Consider the following 17,446-nt stretch of genomic DNA (forward strand, 5'->3'; position numbering starts at 1 on the left):
ACACCCGGGGAATTGCGAGTTAGGGTGGCGGAAAAGAGGATACAATGAAGAAAAGCGCGGTCGAAGCCGTCATTCGCGGGCTGAAGAGAGCAGGCGTGAGCGTCGTCTGCTACCTGCCGGATTCGCTGTTTAGGGAACTGTACCCTGCGCTCGACGCGGACCCGGATATCCGCACCATCCGTGTCACCAACGAGGGCGAGGGCGCTGCGATTTGTGGCGGGGTTTTCCTGTCGGGCAAGAAGGCCGCGCTGGTGATGGAGAACTCCGGATTGCGCGCGTCCGTGGAACCGCTGGCCCGGATGGGGTTGGGAGCGGGAATTCCGGTCGTGATGCTGATGAGCTATCGCGGCGAGCTCGGCGAAAACAACTGGTGGGCCATTCCGCATGGCATCACCATGGAGCCGGTGCTGGACGCGCTGCGCATTCCCTATCGCGTGGTGCGCGAGGAGGACGAGATCGAGCGTGCGATTCTGGATGCCTATACCTGGTCGTATGCTTCCTACTACCACTCGGCGATCGCGCTCGGCGGTGAGGTGGTGCGATGAAGCGGTTCGACTGCATGAAAGCGCTCGCCGCGCGTCTCAAGAACGAGCTGGTGATTCTGTCGCTCGGGGCCAGTGTTGACGAATGGTACAACGCGGCTCCGCATATGCGCAGCGCCAGCCTTTTTCAGCAGCAACTCGGCTGCGTGACGCCCGAAGCCTTCGGGCTCGCGGTTGGCCTGCCGCACCGTCGCATCGTATCGCTCGATACCGACGGCGGGATGATGTTCAATCTTGGTATTCTCGCCACGCTCGGTAACGAGCAGCCGAAGAACCTGTTCGTCGTTGTCTGGGACAATGAATGTTATCAGTCGATCGGCGGACCGCCGACGCACACCGCATCGGGGCGGGTGGATATCGCTGCGATCGCACGCGGGGCCGGTGTCGAGCAGGCCTTTACGGCCCACACCGTCGAGGAATTCGATGCGCATTGCGCCAGGGGCCTCGCAAGCGAGGTGCCATATGTCGTGGTCGCCAAGGTTTCGGGAACGGTGCAGCCAGACATCAAGCGCAAGCACAGCGACGGCCGGGAAGACAAATACATTTTCGTTCGTCATGTCGAGGCGACCGAGAACATCGTGATCATGGGACCTAGTGAGCACAACTGACCCGACAAAACCCACGTTGACGGCGGCGATTCCCCTTCGCCAGCTCAAACCTGCCTATGATTTCATCGTGGTGGGCGCCGGATCGGGCGGCTCGGCCGTGACGAGGCGCCTGGTCGACGCCGGCGCAGATGTCCTGCTGATCGAAGCTGGACCTCCGGGAATCGGTGTTGCGGAAATTGACGAGCCCAGCAAATGGGTCCCGCTCGGGCGTAGCGTTTATGATTGGGGCTACGACTACGCGCCGACGCCGCATGTCAGCGGCCGCACCATTGGAATTCCCAGGGGCAAGGTGCTCGGTGGCTCCTCCGCGATCAACGCCATGATGTGGTACCGCGGCCACCCCGCGGACTATGATGCCTGGGACGCTTCGGGTGCGAAGGGCTGGGCCTTCAAGGACGTGCTGCCGTATTTCAAGCGGTGCGAAGATTGGGAAGGCGGCGCAAGCGAATGGCGCGGCGCCCATGGCCCGCTGCGCATCGAGCGAAGCCGCGCGTTGCACCCGATTGCGGCGGCGATGATCGAGGGCGCGGCTGAACTCGGCATTCCCGTCATCGACGATCCGAACGGCGCGACCAATGAAGGCGCCGCGCCTTCCAATTTCAACATAAGCGCTGGCAAACGTTTCAGCTCCGCGCGGGGTTATCTCTGGCCGGTGCTGGATCGCTATAACCTGACGGTCGTTCCCAATTCGCTGGTGACCGGGCTTGGCTTCGAAGGCCGGCGCTGTGTCTCGGTCCGCCACCGCGTCGAGGGCCAGGAAATCGAGACACGTGCCGTGGTCGAAATTATCCTGGCGCTGGGCGCCATCAATACGTCACGTCTCCTGATGCTGTCTGGTATCGGTGCTCCGGCCGAACTCCGGCGGCTCGGCATCGGCGTGAGGGCTGCACTTCCAGGGGTGGGCCAGAATTTGCAGGATCATCCGTTGGTTCGCGCCGTCAATTTCAGGGCCAAGCGGCCTCTCGGCGCCGTGAGCGACAATGGCGGCGGATCGATGATCAACTGGAAGACGCGCTCTCATCTGGCGCAAGCAAACGTCCATGCTTTCCCGGTTCAGGGCCGCAGCGCCACGGCCGAAGTCGCAAACGGCTACGATCTCGGCGGTGACGTATTCGCCATTGGCACCGGCCTGATGCGTTCGCGCAGCCGAGGCTACCTGCGCCTGCTCGGAACTGAGCCTTCATCGCCGATCGAAATTCAACCCAACTTTCTCAGTGAGCCGGAAGACCTGAACGACCTCGTCGATGCGGTCGACGTCGTGATGGAGCTTGGAACCAGCAACGCCTTTGCCAATTGGTTCGCAGGGCATGCCGCGCCGGAGCGGCGGCTCAATCGTGCCGAAACGGTCGATTTTATCCGCACCGCGTGCTCAACCTTCTTTCATACCTGCGGCACCGCCAAAATGGGCAACGACGATATGGCCGTGGTTGACGAGCGACTGGTGGTGCGTGGTGTCGAAGGTTTGCGCATTGCGGATGCTTCCGTGATCCCGATCATTCCGAGTTGCAACACCCATGCGCCCGTGACGGTCATCGGCGAGCGCGCGGCAGATTTCATCTTGAAGTCGGTCGGCGATCTCAGCGAAGCAAGAGTAGAAGGGCACGGTACGACATGACCGATGCCGAGTTCATCCTCGCAGGCGACTTTCTGCTCACCATGGACGCGCAAAATCGCGTCATTCGTGATGGCGCCGTTCATATCGCAGACGGCCGCATCCTGAACGTTGGTGCGCTGGACCAGTTTTCGGCGGCCTCACCATCGACGCCGGTCAAACGCATTAGAAATTCCGTGTTGATGCCGGGCCTGATCAACGCCCATGCCCATTCCGGATTCTTGCGAGGGACCGCCGAACATCTCCCGGTATGGGACTGGCTGACGCTGCACATCAACCCGATGCACCGGGTATTGCAGGCAGACGAGGCGGAGGCGGCCTCATGGCTGTGTTATGCCGAATCGGTGCTCGGCGGCACCACGACGGTGGTCGACATGTGGCGCTTCATGGAAGGCAGCGCCAAGGCGGCGGAAGCGATCGGCAACCGGCTGGTAGCGGTCCCTTACGTCGGCGAGCATCCGGACTATGACTATTTCGATACGCTCGACATGAACGAAGCCTTGATCGAAACCTGGCATCGCAAGGCAGATGGCCGCATCAATGTCTGGGTTGGGTTGGAGCACTTGTTTTACGCCGACGAGGCCGGGCAGCGCCGCGCCATCGAGCTGGCGAAAAAACATAACACCGGTTTTCATACGCATTGCAGCGAGGCGGAAATCGAGCTTGCCGAATTTGCCGCCCGCTACCGCAAGCGGCCGATGTTTGCGCTCGACGATCTCGGTTTCTTCGAGACGCCGCGAACGATGATCGCGCATGGCGTCTGGCTTGATGCGAGCGAAATCGAATTGATTTCGACGAGACGCGTCTCGGTAGCGCACAATCCCGTCAGCAACATGAAGCTTGCGAGCGGTATCGCCCGCGTGTCGGAGATGCTTGCGGCAGGCGTTGCCGTTGGCATCGGTACCGATGGCGAGAAGGAAAACAACAACTTCGACATGTTCGAGGAAATGAAGGTCGCCTCACTGCTGGGCAAGCTGAAGGACCTCGATGCGGCCGCGCTCGACAGCTGGCAAGTGTTGCGGATGGCCACGATCACCGGCGCCAAGGCCATCGGCCTCGACCACGAGATCGGCTCGATCGAGGCCGGCAAGCGCGCCGATATCATCGCCGTACGCACCGACACGCCCCGGATGACGCCGCTGTTCGGCAGCGGGCCTTATTTCAACCTCCAGCACAATCTCGTGCATGCCGTGCGCGGCGGTGACGTCGCCATGACGATGGTAGACGGCAGGATTGTGGTCGAGGAGGGCGCTCTGAAAACGGCCGACCTCGGCGCGATCATTGGGCGCATTCGCGATCTCGCGCCCGGGCATTTTGCGCGCCGTGCGGAGTTCCTTGCCAAAAATACCGGGGGCACGGTGCAATGGACCCAGAAGAGCGACTGATCGAATCCGGATGCGAAACCGATGACCAAGACGACCGATAAAGCAGCGCTGGATCAGTGGTACGCGGTCGAGACCAGCGCCGATCTCGGCAGCGCGATCGTCCGCACGCGGTTGCTCGGGCAGGATATCGAGCTGTTCCGCGATAACAGCGGCCCGCCGGTCATCGCGGAAATAAAGGAAGACGGCCAGCGCGGGCCCGCATTGCCGTTTCGCGAACGCTACGGTTGCGTCTGGACCACGCTCGGCGAGCCGCCACGGGAAATTTTCGATATTCCGGAGGCGAGCGAACCTGATCGCCGTTTTGTGCCCTGCGGTTGGGTGAAGATGCGTGCGTCGGGCCTTCGGGTGGTCGAGAACTTTCTCGACATGGCGCATTTTCCCTTCGTGCACAAAGATATTCTGGGCTCGGAAGAGCATGCCGAAGTCCCGCAATATTCAAGCGAGTTGCGCCGGGATGTCGATGAGGTCTGGGCGAGCAATTGCAGTTTTTTCCAGCCGCGAATTGCGGCGACCGAGACCGAAGGCGCCTTCGTGCATCTAACCTACCGGGTGCCGTCGCCCTTTGTCGTGATGCTGTATCGCGTCTGCCCTACAGCGCCAGACCGGCTCGACGCCATTGCACTGTTCATCCAGCCCCTGGAAGAGGATCTCTGCCGCGCCCAGCCGGTGATGTACCTCGTTGACGCGGTCTCGGATCACAGTTCGCTTCTGAATTTCGAGCAGGTCATTTTCTTGCAGGACCGGATTATTCTCGAAAATCAGCGGCCCTTGCTGCTGCCCCTGGAGCCCCGCTCGGAAACCCCGACCCGGGCCGACAGTTCGTCGATCGTCTACCGCCGCTGGATCAAGGAAAAAGGCCTCCGCTTCGGCACGGTCACAAAGTAGGTAAAAGCCAATGCGCGTCCGGAAGGCGCACGCTACATATTGTTATAAAATCAAATACTTGGATTGATGTCTGAGGTTGGCGAATGGGCTCGGTCCCATTGGGCTGCGGCCAAAAATCTTTCAGCGCAGGCCCGACAAGGCAAAGCCTCATTCCGGACACCAGCACCTGCTTTACGCAACCTCAACGTTGAGGGACTAACAGGCTCATATGCTCGTTTCGTCTGCCCGCTTCCAAGTAGCGGCCCGCGCACTTGCGGGCGTGGCTCTGTTTGCCAGCGCTATATTGCTTTCCGGCTGCGCCAGCATGGGCGAGGGCATGACCTCGGCATTTGCCGATCCCGCGAAGTACCAGCTTTACGACTGCAAGCAGCTCGAGACCGAGCGCAAGGCGCTATCGGCCCGTCAGGCTGAGTTGCAGGGCCTGATGAGCAAGGCGCAAGACGGCTTTGCGGGGCCGGTGGTTGCGGAGGTCGCCTACCGCAACGAATACCTTGCGGTGCGCGGCCAGGCGAAAAACGCCGAAGAGGCGTGGGTGCTCAACAAGTGCCGCGAAACCCCGGGCAAAGCCGCTAGCCCAACGCCGCCGCCTCCCGTGGCTGACGTGTCCGGCCGTCCGCTGAAGCGATCGGGCAGCGCGGTCTACTGAAGGGAGGCAGCCAGGATCGCTGCTTCACGCCTGCCAGTTGTAGATCCAGTCCTGTCGCGACAGCATCCGCTTTGGCCCCATCGTCTTGATGACGAGGTCGCGCGCCAAGGCGAGGGGACCTGAAAGATGATAGATCCGGCCCAACTGGCGCGCGCTGCGCTGTAGCTGCGTCACGCGTGGACGACGCAGTTTCTCGTAGCGGTGCAGCGCCGCCGAGAGCGCCGCAGCGCCTTCGTTCTGGCGCCCCGCGATGCATTTGGCGAGCACGGCAGCGTCCTCGATCGCCATGGCCGCTCCTTGCGCGGCAAACGGCAGCATCGCATGCGCCGCGTCTCCCAGCAAAGCGACCGCGCCTTCGCTCCATTGGCCGCCGCCCGGCACCGTGAACAGCGCCCATTTGCGCCAGCCGTCGACGGCGCCGATCAGCATCCGCGGGATGGCGTGCCACCCCGCTGTGACGAACGCCGTCTTGATCTCGTTGTCGTCGCCCCGCTCACTCCAGCCGGGTCTGTTCCATTGTCCGGGAACGACGGCGACCACGTTGATGCGCCGGCCTGCGGAAATCGGATAGGTGACGAGATGGGCGCCCGGACCCATCCAGAGTTGAACGCGGCGTGAGGTGTATTCGCGCGGCAACTGCGTCGTGTCGAGCGTGCCGCGCCAGGCGATCAGTCCGGAGAAGCGCGGTTGCAGATCGGGAAGCAGATGATGGCGGACGGCCGACCAGATGCCGTCGGCCCCGATCAAGGCCAGCGCCAGCTCCTCGCGCCGTGTCGCGCCGCTGCGCTGGATCACGGTCAGTCCCTTGGCGTGGGAGCTGACATCCTCGAACTGGCAGCCGAGCCGCAGCTCGATGTCGGAACAGTTTTGCACCTGCTCCCGCAGCGCGGCTTGCAGATCGGCGCGGTGTATCACCCAATAGGGCGCGCCGGATTGAGCCGTCTGGTCGAGCGGGAGGCGGGTGATTTCGCCGCCGCTTGCCGCGCTCATCAGGCAGATCGCCTCCGGCGTCACCGCGCCGGCGAGCCCCGTCTGCAGGCCGAGATCGATCAGCACGCGGCTCGCATTGGGCGATAGTTGCAGGCCCGCACCGGCTTCCTCCAGCCGCTCGGCTTTCTCCAGAAGAATGACGCGAAACCCTTGCCGCGCCAGCGCCAGCGAAGCGGTCAGTCCCCCGATACCGGCACCCGCAACGACGATCGTGCGCGAAGCCGCCATTAGTTTGGTGCCGGTCAGGCGACCTTATCGACCAGCACGCATTCCGGCGGGCGAGCTTCGCCGGCCTTCAGGTCAGCGGCAAATCGATAGAGCGTCGAGCAATAGGGGCAGATGATCTCGTTGTCGTTGCCGAGATCGAGAAAAACATGGGGATGGTCGAAAGGCGGATTTGCGCCGACGCACATGAATTCCTGCGAACCGATCTCAATAACGGCTACGCCGGCGTCGTTATGGAAGTGCGGGACGACATGGTCGGACATCAGATTCACCTTAGGCTAGCAACACAGCAGCAAGACGGCACCGGCATGACGTTCCGCCACTTCAAAAGTGGCCTCACCATAGAGATGGAACCGGTCGATTCCTAGTCCACTTTCCGCAGGACAGGACTGGTGGAGAGGACCACTGGTTTATTCTTACAAATTCGACACAATCTTGTTGTCCCGAGAAGCCCTTCTTTCGTCGGGGCGGTTGTGTCGTAAAAGCGGCGCATTACTTTCTCCATCGCGGGCAAGTGGGTTCTTCTTGATGAAACGGCGGCGGACCGGTTTGGTATTGGCAGCGATGGTGGCAAGCGGAGCTGCGCTGGCCGCGGTGTTGCCGCGCGCGCATGAGGCCGCCTCGCTTCTGGTGGCCCAGGACGATCCGGCCGAATTATCCGACCTTCAGGTGAATTCTGCGCTGCGAAATAATAAAAGCATAAAGATTCTGACCGAGCAGATCGAATCCGCGCTCGCAGCGCACGACACCGGCCTTGCCTCGAGCTTTGTCGAACTTGCCAAATCCAAGGACATTCCGCTGCCGGATGATCTCACGCAGCGGGTCGGCGACGCGGTCATAGAAGAAAGCACGGCCTCGCACATTGCCAAGCGTTTTGCCACCGGCCTTGTAACGGGAAATGCCGACGACGCCGCAAGTCTCTCCGGCACCGTGGCCGGCGATCTCTTTGTCTTCGGCGATGTTCGCGACGTCGTTCGTGAAAGCAAGCATCTGGTTATGGGTGAGGACACCGATCGCCTGGTGCTGGGCCTTGCGACCGCGGGCCTCGCCGTGACGGCTGCGACCTATGTGACCGTGGGCGGCGTTGCGCCGGTGCGGGCCGGGCTGACGCTGGTCAAGGACGCGCGCAAGGTCGGGCGGTTGGGTGAGGGGCTCACCGAATGGGCCGGCCGCTCGGCGCGCGAGGTGGTCGACACCTCGATGCTGCAAGAGGCCGTCTCGACGGCTTCCGTAACGCGTCCGACCCGGACGGTCAGTGCGATCACCGCCGCCTTCCGTGCAGAGAAGGCGGGAGCGCTGGTGCGGCTTGCCAAGGACGTCGGCCGCGTCGGCGAAAAAGCCGGCGCGCGCGGCGCGCTGGATACGCTGAAGATCGCCGAAGGTCCAGAAGACGTGGCCCGCGCTGCGCGGCTCGCCGAAGCAAGCGGCAGCAAGACGCGCGCCATCCTCAAACTGCTCGGTCGCGGCGCGCTTCTGTTGGCGGCCGGTGCGTTCGACCTGTCGATTTGGGTGTTCGGCGCGATCTTCGCGCTCGTCTCTTTCCTGATCTCGATCAAGGCCACGACCGAGCGGATGACGCAATCGTGGATCGATCGCGGCAAACGCCGGCGGCTGCGCCAGCAGCTGGCCGGTCTTGCCGATCCGGTGGTGGCCACTGCCGCTACGGCCGGTTAGTTTTCAACCCATTCTCCAATCACGGAATGACCGATGCCGAGCTTTCACCACGGCGATGTTGAAATTGCCTATCTCGATGAAGGCGAGGGCGATCCGATCATCCTCGTGCATGGTTTTGCCTCCAGCAAGAACGTGAACTGGGTGTATCCGACCTGGGTATCGGACCTGAAGAAGAGCGGCCGTCGGGTGATTGCTTTCGACAATCGCGGCCATGGCGAGTCCTCCAAGCTCTACGATGCCGCCGAATATGAGATCGCCATCATGGCGAGCGATATCGCCGCGCTGATGGATCACCTCAAACTCGATCGCGCCGACGTCATGGGATACTCGCTGGGCTCGCGGATGACGGCGATGCTGGCGCGAAGCCAGCCGCATCTTTTTCGTTCGGCGATTCTCGGCGGCATCGGAATCGGCCTGATCGAGGGCGGCGGTCCCGGCGAAAATGTTGCAAAAGCGCTGGAGGCGGATTCGCTCGACGAGGTCACCGATTCCGTCGGGCGGACGTTCCGCGCCTTCGCCGACCAGACCCGGTCCGACCGCAAGGCGCTCGCGGCCTGCCTGCGCGGCTCGCGCCGGTTGATGGCAAAAGAAGAAGCCGCTGAAATCGCCGTGCCGGTGTTGATCGCGGTTGGTACTGCGGACGAAATCGCGGGCTCCGCGCACGCGCTCGGCGAAATTATCCCGGGTTCGGAAGTGCTCGACATTCCCCGCCGCGATCACATGCGCGCGGTCGGCGACAAGGTCTATAAGGAAGGTGTGCTGGATTTTCTGTCACGCCGTCCCTGAGTGCTCGGGTTCGCGCCGCGGGCGCTTCATCCAGGCAATCGTCGCTGCAAGGGTCGTGATCCAGACGAGGCGCGAGCCGTAGCGATCGTGCGGCCCTGAGATGACGCCGCAGATCACGGCATTGCCGAGCATTGCCAGGCACACGGTCGCGATCAACAGCGTTACATCGTCCATCCGACGCCGAACGATTGCGCCTGCCAGGGTCATGAAAACCAGCGCTGTCGAGATCAGCGCCACAGGGACGTGAATCAGGTTGACCGGACCGAAGGTGAGGAAGCTTGTTTGCTGGCGTGCCGCGTCCACCTGATTCAATTGTTGCCGCACATACTCCCGGAAGATGCCGTAGGTGTGCATCAGCGACGGGTGGTCGGTGTTTTCGCCGGTGGCGACCTTGAGCATCTGTTCGCCGCTGTTGAGCAGCGCTTCTTTGGCCTGCCATAGCGGATATTCGCTCAGGGCGTGGACGGCGATATAGCCCATCTCGTCGCTCATGCCTTTGAAGCGGCCGAGCTTGTTGAACACGGTTTCCCGGCTCCAGAGAAAATCGTCGGCGGTTTCCGGCAACTCGTTGCGATAGGGACAGAGCTTGAATTGCTGCGTGGGACAGTGGTCGTTCAGGTAACGGGTGACGATTCCGTCCTGAAGCATGCGCGCAAACGCGATGGAATAGCCACCCGGCGTCCAGGCGATGTGTCCGGACAAGGCGTAGTTGGTGGAAAGCAGCATGATCGCGCCGGCCGCGATGGTCAGCGTTCCCTGCGCCAGCGAGGCGGCCTTGATCCGCCCGTGCAGGAACGGCCGCGCAATCCATCCCACGCAACACAGCCCGAGCAGAACGGCCATCGTCGCGCTGTGGGTTGCTCCGGCAAAGGCGGTGAAGATGAACAGCGCGGCCTTTTCGCCCGCCGAGATTTTCTCGCCAAAGAGCACGAGAAGAAACAGCGACAGCACCGACAGGCCGGCAAAGATGTCGGTCAGCAGCATGCTGGCGAGCCAGGGCAACGCCGTCGTCAGCGTCAGGAAGAGACACAGGCCAAACAGCCGCCATGGCCGCGCCAGCCCGAAGACCCGCAGCGTCAGCTGCAAGATCCACATCGTCGCCAGCGCCTGAATGGCGAGGTTGAGCCAGAAAGAGCTCGGCTCCCCGTAGTGCAAATAAAGCCCGAAGGCGGTCGATCGGCTCGGGACCAGATAGCCTTCGTACCAGCGCGCCAGATAACCGCCGGTGTCCGACTGCAGCAGCGGGTAGCTGTTCCAGAGCGCCGGGGCGAGCAGCATCAGGGGAATGGCGGCAGCAATCAGCCAGACCACGAGCGGGTTCGAGTTGCCCGCGGAAAGCGAATTTGTGGTGTCTGCCATTGAACGACCATGCCCGGTGTCCCGGTTCCGACATTCGTATCTTGTCGCGAGCCGGGCACTTTTACGAATGTCAGAACCAAAGGGTCACTAGCAAATATATGATTCTAGTGTGGCTTTGACTTTGACGTTCCGATCGCGGCGAAACTGAAAGGAACGTCAAAGTCGCCACACCAGCTGGGGTGGGGAACGGAAATCCACCAATAGTCGGCTTGATTTATGACAATGGCCAACCAAGTAGGTCAAACCAGACATTCCGGCACGGGGGTGCCGTCCGAGCTGATCTGCGTTCACCTTGGTGTGAGGGCAGCGGGACAGGGCGGAGAGGGCCGTGCTATAATAAGCGGGTTGATTGCCCGATTATCTTGGCTACAGAGCGATTTACGGGGCGGTGTTATGGTGAAGCATCAGATCAATCCGCAAGGCAGCAGCAAGCTGGCGGCGCTCGATCCAATCTGGGATCGCGTGCGGTCCGAGGCGGAGGATATCGTCCGCCGGGAGCCGGAACTCGCCTCCTTCATCTACTCGACCGTGTTGCATCACGACCGGCTGGAACAGTCGGTGGTGCACCGGATCGCCGAGCGTCTCGACCACTCCGCGCTTTCCGGCGACCTGATCCGCCAGGCCTTTGACGAGGCGTTGCGCGATGAACCTGATCTTGGCAACGCCTTCCGCGCCGACCTCGTCGCGGTCTACGACCGCGATCCCGCGACCTCGCGCTTCATCGATCCCTTGCTCTATTTTAAGGGCTTCCACGCGATACAGACCCATCGTCTGGCGCACTGGCTGTTCAAGCGCGGCCGCAAGGATTTCGCCTATTACCTGCAAAGCCGTTCGTCGTCGGTATTCCAGACCGACATCAATCCGGCGGCAGTCATCGGACGCGGTATTTTCCTCGATCACGCCACCGGCTTCGTCTGCGGCGAAACCGCCGTTATCGAGGACGATGTCTCGATCCTGCACGGTGTCACGCTCGGCGGCACCGGCAAGGAGAACGAGGACCGCCATCCCAAGATCCGCCACGGCGTATTGATCGGGGCGGGCGCGAAAATTCTCGGCAATATCGAGGTTGGCCACTGTGCCCGGATCGCTGCCGGCTCCGTAGTCGTCAAAGCGGTACCGCACAATGTGACAGTGGCAGGCGTGCCTGCCAAAATCGTGGGCGAAGCGGGCTGCGCCGAGCCCTCGCGCACCATGGATCAGATGATCAACGCGATCGGGCTCTGATTTTAGGGCGGTAATGGTGGATTTCGCGCATTTGCAGTTTTGCAGTTGGCGCGATGCGCCGCTATAAGGCCCCTGCAAAATACCTTCTCGCAGCGCTGGCGGCGACAGCCGTATCAGCCTAAAATTCCCTGAGATACCTTTGCATTCGGAGACTGCCGTGGACGTTCAGGAAGTCAGGAAACTCGACGCCTACCTCAAGCGTGTATTCGGCAACCCCAAAATCCGCGTGGTTCCGCGTCCCAAGAAGGACGATTCCGCCGAGGTCTATATCGGCGAGGAATTCATCGGCGTGCTGTTCGTCGATGACGAGGACGACGATCGCTCGTTCCAGTTCCAGATGGCGATTCTGGAAGACGATCTGGTCGAGCAGGGCTAGTCGTCCGATTCTAACATTCGCATCCCTTCTCAGCGGGCACCTTTGCGAATGTTAGAATCAAAGGACGACTAGCAAATATAAGTTTGTAGTGGAGTTTTGGATTTGACATTCGCTTGACGAACCCGCGGCTTGATGGGTAGCGAATGTCAAATCCACTCCACTGACAGCTCTCCGCTTCGCGATCCTTATTTCTGACCGTGCAATTGCAGGGTCAGGCGATCCATTGCGTCCGCAACCTCGCGCCAATGCGCAAGCCAGCTGCGTGGAAAGCGAAACGTCAGGTCGGCGCCCTCGATCCGGCGTTCGCTCAAGCACATGCCAGGCGTGGCCGCCTCGCGCGAGCAACGGGCGCTGAAGTCAGGGGCGGTAGCGGAGAACAGATCCTCCCCGCCGTAAGGTGAGCCTTCGCGGAAGGTGCGCATGGCCAGACCATCTTCCCCTGTCGTCGCCGCGGAATCGAGATAACGCGGGTAGATCGTGCGGGTGCGCATGTCAGGCGCCAGTGCATCATGATGCGCCGCGATCGACAGGAATATCCGGTCGATCGGCTGCACGGCTGCATCTTCCACTTCGGCCGCACTGACGTGCTTCTGCGCCTCCGGAGCCTCGAGCGACGGGTAGGCGAAGCTGAGGTCGATGCGCTCCTGCGGTCCGGTGTGGTGCTGTATCTTCATCCGGATCGAACCGGAGGGCACGTTGAACAGCGTCGAACCGACACTGACGGGCAGCCGCGCCGGGCCCTTGGCGGCATCGACCTCCCAGGTCGGCCACAGCAAATAAGTGACAAACGAAAGCGCTGCCGCGGCAATGGCGCCGATCAGCAGGATCGGAAGCAGATGGCTGCGCCAGTCCTTGCGCGCATAGCGCGTGAAGTTTTGGGCGGAGGAGATGAAGGTCATGAGCCGATGAAGCGGGAACAGCCGAGTGGGTAACGAATCAACGTCAAATATGCCACGCGCCGCCGTGCTTCCGTATGGTTTTGCGGCAACGCTTGGCGGTGCAAGCCATGTCCCAGCCGCGGCTCCGAAAGGTTGCTTGTTAACCTTTCCTTAAGGATGTTGTGGCGGTCCCGCGCCAAGTTTGCGAAGCAGGGGCCGTAATTTCGTTGGTTGCGTGGGTGAGCCGAATATGTCGCCGGAAGCGTTGAATTCCCTGTTTTCGCTTTGCATCGGTTTCGCGCTCGCGGGCGCGCTGACCAGTGGATTTCAAGCGATCGTGCATCGTCCCGCCGGCTTCGGCCTTCTTCAGGAGGGCGTCGCGCCGAGTACCTTTGCGGCGGTGCCGTTTCTGGTTTTCGCCGCACCCTTCATCATCATGCGCAACACGCTGCGCGGTGTTCAGGTCGAAAGCCGCCGTTTCGAATTCGTGATGATGGCGACCGTTCTGGCGGGCTTCTGGAGCCTGATGTCCGGCACCTTTTTTGTCATGACGCTGCGCGCCGTCGGACTACTGGTCTGAACTTCTGTTTGACGCGTTTCGCAACACGAACCGGCCCCACCCACGGATCCCGTCTCCGCCAAGGCTTCGCCGGACCACTAGCTCACTCGGCCGCCGAAGCTTTAGCGAAGGCGGCAAGTCCGAGGGCATGCTTCGCTTGAAAAGGCTTTGATGGCTGTGCCAGAGTCTCCTGCAAAGGAGACTTATTCTATGGCGATCTACGAGCTCGACGGGCAGGGGCCCGACCTTCCCAAAAGCGGCAACTATTTCATCGCCGACACCGCCACCGTAATCGGCAAGGTGCGCCTGCTGGAGAGTGCGAGCGTCTGGTTCGGCGCGGTATTGCGCGGCGACAATGAGTGGATCGAGATCGGCGAGGGTTCCAACGTCCAGGACAACTCGACCTGCCACACCGACCCCGGCTTCCCGTTGATCATCGGCAAGGATTGCACCGTCGGCCACAACGTCGTCCTGCACGGCTGTGTCCTGGAAGACGGCGCGCTGGTCGGCATGGGCTCGATCGTGATGAATGGCGCCAGAATTGGCCGCGGCAGCGTCGTCGGCGCCGGTTCTGTCATCACCGAGGGCAAACAATTTCCTGAAAACTCCCTCATCATCGGCTCGCCGGCGCGCGTGATCCGCACGCTGACGCCCGAGCAAGCCACGGCAATGGGGCGGGCTGCGAAGTCATACCAGCGCAACGGGCCGCGCTTCAAAGCCGGCCTCAAGAAGATCGGCTGATGTGTTGGCGAACCGCGTGAGCGGGTCGCGATCACGGTTTTGCTTTTCGCGAAGTCCTGTCCTTTAGGGAAGTTTTGCGGCCGCCGCCCTTTTCGGCGGTGTCAGCCGCGAGCCGCACGCTTTTGCGCAGCGCATCCTTCAGATCGATCGGAATGCCGTGCTTCCTCAACAGATCGGCGAAGGCTTCGTCGGCGAGTTCCTGAAAGGTCGCCATCCGGTCGCGCGCCAGCTGCTTGAGCTTGTCGAAGCTGTCGTCGTCAAAGGCGATCAATTTGCGCATGCTTTCTAGATCCGCGACCAGTGATGCGCTAAACGCTACTCCCAAAGTGACACTGCTGCACCTGCTAACGAGCGAGGCCTTCTCGTTTCGATCGCTTTCCTAAAATCGCCTTTAGTTGTCTGAACGCAATCTGAACGCGCTCGCGCTCGGGTCGCGTAGAATTGAGCTTGCATACGAAGCATTTCGTCGCAGCCTCCCTACATGACGGGAACGGGGACCTTGGTGAAGGAGTCTTCTCTCCAAGGTTGGGCTCTCACCGTACGGAGGATAACATGTTGCGGAAATCAATGATCGCGCTGTGCGCGGCAGCTTCAGTGATGGCGCTGACGCCGAACATGGCTTTGGCGCGTGGCGGCGGAGGCGGTGGCGGAGGTGGCCACGGCGGCGGTGGTGGTGGATTCGGCGGCGGCCATGCCGGCGGATTTAGTGGCGGCTTCGGTGGCGGCGGCTTTGCCGCGCGCGGCGGCAACTTCGGCGGCGCCAACTTTGGCGCACGGAGCGTAAGCGGCGGAAACTTCAGCAGCAGCTTCGCGCGCGCGCCAACGACCGGCAACTTCAACGCGGCCGCCGTTTCCGGCAATCGCTTTGCTAGTGGCAATTTCGGACATGGCCGGTTTGGCCATGGCTTCCATCACGGCCGGCGCTTCTTTGTCGGAGGCGCCTACTATGACGGCTACTGGGACTATCCGGATTATGCCTATGACGATTCCTATTACGACAATGGCAACTGCTATATCGTGCAGCAGCGCGTCCATACGTCGTATGGATGGCGTATCCGGCCAGTCCAGGTCTGCGGCTGATCCCGCGACCGCTTAGAGTAGTCTACGAAAATAGAAAAGCGCGCGGACCGAAGGGCCGCGCGCCTTTTTTGTGACGTGATCAGATCAGCCGAGGACCTTGTACTTCTTGAACCAGGCCTGCATCTGGTTCCAGGCGTCGTCCGCCGCTTCCTTGCGATAGCTCGGGCGGTAGTCGGCGTGGAAGCCGTGCGGGGCGGCCGGATAGATCTTGAACTCGGCGGGCTTGTTCGCCTTCGCAAGTGCGTCCTTCAGCGCTTCGACGGTCGCCACCGGAATGCCGGTGTCGGCCTCGCCGTAAAGTCCGATCACGGGCGCCTTCATGTCGGGTGCGAGTTGGGTCGGGCTCTTGGGCCAGCCGGGGACGTTTGGCGGATCGACCGGAGGCCCGTAGAAGGAAGCGCCGGCCTTCAGCGCGCTCGAATGCGCCGCATATTCCCACACGGTGCGGCCGCCGCGGCAAAAGCCGATGATGCCAAGCCGATCGGTGTTGCCGCCTTGGGCCTTGGCCCAGGCGACCGTGCTGTCGAGATCGGACAGCAGCTCGGCGTCGGGCTTGGAGTTAACGATCGGCAGGAGCTGCGGAATGTCGGTGATCTTGGTGAGATCGACCCCTTTGCGGAAATAATAATCGGGGGCGACAGCGAGTGCGCCGAGCTTGGCGAGACGACGCACGACGTCCTTGATGTATTCGTGCAGGCCGAAGATCTCCATCGCAACCAGAATGACCGGCGGATTGGCGACGCCCTTGGGCCGCGCGAAATAGCCGGGCATCTCGCCGTCGGCGACCTTGATCTTGATGTCGCCGACATCGAGGCCGTCGGTGGAAGTCATGATCACGTCGGCCCGGACAGGGCCGGCGGCAAGCGTATAGCCCGCCGTGACGGCGGCGGATGCGGTCATAAAGCCCCGGCGAGAGAACGGGGCTGCCTTGGTCAGTCCGACGACGTCGGACGTCAGCTGGGTGTGAACGTTCATGCGGATTCCTCAGGAAACGGGTGGACAGGAGGCTAGACCCCGATATCCAGCCGATATTCCAAGCCCGAGGCAAGTCACTAGGCGGTAAACTCATAAACTCCCGGATCGGGCCGCATGTGATCCACCGGGGACTCTGCCCCGACGGAGCCCCTTGATGACGCCCCGCCGCCATGAACCGGCCGATGTCGAGTGGTCGATTATCCAGTCCCGCGTGGGATACGGGTGAAAACGACGTAGGCGCGCACGGAGAATCCACCGGAGGTCGCCGGAGCCGTGACCGGCGGCAAGCGGCGGTTCACTTTGCTTCCGACATCCATTTCAAGGTCGCAAGCCAAAGATCATGGCCGCGATGCATGAGGCTTTCGTCCGTCTCGCGAAGGTGCGCAGCGTCCTTACCCTTGCCGACCTCATCGGTGACGACAAGGCAGGCGTCGCCCTGCGGCTTGAGATACCAGGTATGGTAGAAACTTGGCGCCGTTCCCGGCGCATAGCCGTACCAGCCGATGCGCCTATAGGGCACGAATTCGTTGATCTTGCTCTCGAGCGGAAGCCCAAACGTCGACCAATGGAATACGTTGCCCTCTTTGAGCACGTCGCCGCCATCTATGCGCACGTCCTTTGAGTTCGGATACCACTGCGGCCACTTCGTCGCGTCGACGATGTGTCCCCAGATGCGTTCGCATGAAGCGTTGATCAGTAGGGCGTTGTGCGAGAACAAATCAGCCTGCGACGGATTGAATCCCTCCGGCCAATGAATGTCCTTCTCGCGGTCGGCGAGGTCCTGCTCCATCGTCATGATGCTACTCCTTTGGTGATTGGCGGCGCCCGCAGAGGCCATCGATCCAGCCAGAGCGATAGCGGCGATAGCTGCCATTCCAAGCGCTTGCCGAAAATTGCGAGT

General features: G+C 61.7%; 20 protein-coding genes. 13 read left to right on the forward strand and 7 right to left on the reverse strand.

Annotated features, from left to right (window positions below; translation table 11 throughout):
• The first annotated feature begins 44 nt into the window (after nt 1–44).
• The 6 genes from BUA38_RS27220 (at nt 45) to BUA38_RS27245 (ending at nt 5,678) form a co-directional block, all read left to right on the forward strand.
• A complete protein-coding gene (locus BUA38_RS27220; RefSeq protein WP_072822807.1) occupies nt 45–545 on the forward strand; it encodes a thiamine pyrophosphate-binding protein in 501 nt (166 codons plus the stop codon).
• Nucleotides 542–1,150, forward strand: a complete 609-nt coding sequence (locus BUA38_RS27225; protein ID WP_072822808.1) for a thiamine pyrophosphate-dependent enzyme — start codon at nt 542–544, stop codon at nt 1,148–1,150. The genes BUA38_RS27220 and BUA38_RS27225 overlap by 4 nt, the downstream gene beginning before the upstream one ends.
• A complete protein-coding gene (locus tag BUA38_RS27230) occupies nt 1,137–2,765 on the forward strand; it encodes a GMC family oxidoreductase (RefSeq protein ID WP_244553063.1) in 1,629 nt (542 codons plus the stop codon). The genes BUA38_RS27225 and BUA38_RS27230 overlap by 14 nt, the downstream gene beginning before the upstream one ends.
• Nucleotides 2,762–4,147, forward strand: coding sequence for an amidohydrolase family protein (locus BUA38_RS27235; RefSeq protein WP_072822810.1), 1,386 nt, complete (start codon nt 2,762–2,764; stop codon nt 4,145–4,147). The genes BUA38_RS27230 and BUA38_RS27235 overlap by 4 nt, the downstream gene beginning before the upstream one ends.
• Before the next feature lie 21 nt (nt 4,148–4,168).
• A complete protein-coding gene (locus BUA38_RS27240) occupies nt 4,169–5,032 on the forward strand; it encodes an aromatic ring-hydroxylating oxygenase subunit alpha (RefSeq protein WP_072822812.1) in 864 nt (287 codons plus the stop codon).
• A gap of 208 nt (nt 5,033–5,240) precedes the next feature.
• Nucleotides 5,241–5,678 carry a twin-arginine translocation pathway signal gene (locus tag BUA38_RS27245; protein WP_072822814.1) on the forward strand — a complete coding sequence of 146 codons (438 nt, stop codon included), beginning with the start codon at nt 5,241–5,243 and terminating at the stop codon, nt 5,676–5,678.
• A gap of 24 nt (nt 5,679–5,702) precedes the next feature.
• Here BUA38_RS27245 and BUA38_RS27250 read toward each other — a convergent pair whose 3' ends face one another.
• A complete protein-coding gene (locus BUA38_RS27250) occupies nt 5,703–6,896 on the reverse strand; it encodes an FAD-dependent monooxygenase (RefSeq protein ID WP_072822816.1) in 1,194 nt (397 codons plus the stop codon).
• Between the two features lie 14 nt (nt 6,897–6,910).
• Nucleotides 6,911–7,156 carry a zinc-finger domain-containing protein gene (locus tag BUA38_RS27255; protein WP_072822818.1) on the reverse strand — a complete coding sequence of 82 codons (246 nt, stop codon included), beginning with the start codon at nt 7,154–7,156 and terminating at the stop codon, nt 6,911–6,913.
• A gap of 265 nt (nt 7,157–7,421) precedes the next feature.
• Here BUA38_RS27255 and BUA38_RS27260 point away from each other — a divergent pair, with 265 nt between their 5' ends.
• Together BUA38_RS27260 and BUA38_RS27265 are read left to right on the forward strand one after the other, a co-directional pair.
• Nucleotides 7,422–8,567 (forward strand): hypothetical protein, encoded by a 1,146-nt coding sequence (locus BUA38_RS27260; protein ID WP_072822820.1) that lies wholly within the window; start codon nt 7,422–7,424, stop codon nt 8,565–8,567.
• Nucleotides 8,568–8,600: 33 nt separating this feature from the next.
• Nucleotides 8,601–9,353, forward strand: a complete 753-nt coding sequence (locus BUA38_RS27265; protein ID WP_072822822.1) for an alpha/beta fold hydrolase — start codon at nt 8,601–8,603, stop codon at nt 9,351–9,353.
• Here the strand turns inward: BUA38_RS27265 and BUA38_RS27270 are convergent.
• Entirely contained in the window at nt 9,339–10,712 is a 1,374-nt protein-coding gene (locus BUA38_RS27270; protein WP_072822824.1) for a hypothetical protein, read from the reverse strand. The genes BUA38_RS27265 and BUA38_RS27270 overlap by 15 nt on opposite strands.
• Before the next feature lie 393 nt (nt 10,713–11,105).
• On the opposite strand from BUA38_RS27270, the gene cysE reads away from it, so the two are divergent.
• Both cysE and BUA38_RS27280 read left to right on the forward strand, forming a co-directional pair.
• Nucleotides 11,106–11,936, forward strand: a complete 831-nt coding sequence (gene cysE / locus BUA38_RS27275; protein ID WP_072822826.1) for a serine O-acetyltransferase — start codon at nt 11,106–11,108, stop codon at nt 11,934–11,936.
• Nucleotides 11,937–12,093: 157 nt separating this feature from the next.
• Nucleotides 12,094–12,312, forward strand: coding sequence for a DUF3126 family protein (locus BUA38_RS27280; RefSeq protein ID WP_072826479.1), 219 nt, complete (start codon nt 12,094–12,096; stop codon nt 12,310–12,312).
• A 185-nt stretch (nt 12,313–12,497) separates the two neighbouring features.
• Here BUA38_RS27280 and BUA38_RS27285 read toward each other — a convergent pair whose 3' ends face one another.
• Nucleotides 12,498–13,211, reverse strand: coding sequence for a hypothetical protein (locus BUA38_RS27285; RefSeq protein ID WP_072822828.1), 714 nt, complete (start codon nt 13,209–13,211; stop codon nt 12,498–12,500).
• Between the two features lie 229 nt (nt 13,212–13,440).
• Between BUA38_RS27285 and BUA38_RS27290 the strand changes: the two genes are divergently transcribed.
• Nucleotides 13,441–13,770, forward strand: coding sequence for a DUF6949 family protein (locus BUA38_RS27290; RefSeq protein WP_072822830.1), 330 nt, complete (start codon nt 13,441–13,443; stop codon nt 13,768–13,770).
• Between the two features lie 189 nt (nt 13,771–13,959).
• Nucleotides 13,960–14,490, forward strand: coding sequence for a gamma carbonic anhydrase family protein (locus tag BUA38_RS27295; protein WP_072822832.1), 531 nt, complete (start codon nt 13,960–13,962; stop codon nt 14,488–14,490).
• 31 nt (nt 14,491–14,521) lie between these two features.
• On the opposite strand, the gene BUA38_RS27300 is transcribed toward BUA38_RS27295, so the two are convergent.
• Nucleotides 14,522–14,770, reverse strand: a complete 249-nt coding sequence (locus BUA38_RS27300) for a hypothetical protein (protein ID WP_072822834.1) — start codon at nt 14,768–14,770, stop codon at nt 14,522–14,524.
• Nucleotides 14,771–15,042: 272 nt separating this feature from the next.
• On the opposite strand from BUA38_RS27300, the gene BUA38_RS37680 reads away from it, so the two are divergent.
• Nucleotides 15,043–15,570: a hypothetical protein gene (locus tag BUA38_RS37680; RefSeq protein WP_072822835.1), complete on the forward strand. Its 528-nt coding sequence runs from the start codon at nt 15,043–15,045 to the stop codon at nt 15,568–15,570.
• An 84-nt stretch (nt 15,571–15,654) separates the two neighbouring features.
• Here BUA38_RS37680 and BUA38_RS27310 read toward each other — a convergent pair whose 3' ends face one another.
• Both BUA38_RS27310 and BUA38_RS27315 read right to left on the reverse strand, forming a co-directional pair.
• Nucleotides 15,655–16,545 (reverse strand): dienelactone hydrolase family protein, encoded by an 891-nt coding sequence (locus BUA38_RS27310; protein ID WP_072822837.1) that lies wholly within the window; start codon nt 16,543–16,545, stop codon nt 15,655–15,657.
• 295 nt (nt 16,546–16,840) lie between these two features.
• Nucleotides 16,841–17,341, reverse strand: a complete 501-nt coding sequence (locus BUA38_RS27315; protein WP_172806098.1) for an SRPBCC family protein — start codon at nt 17,339–17,341, stop codon at nt 16,841–16,843.
• Nucleotides 17,342–17,446 lie beyond the last annotated feature (105 nt).

Source organism: Bradyrhizobium erythrophlei (assembly GCF_900142985.1).
GTDB classification, from domain to species: domain Bacteria; phylum Pseudomonadota; class Alphaproteobacteria; order Rhizobiales; family Xanthobacteraceae; genus Bradyrhizobium; species Bradyrhizobium erythrophlei_B.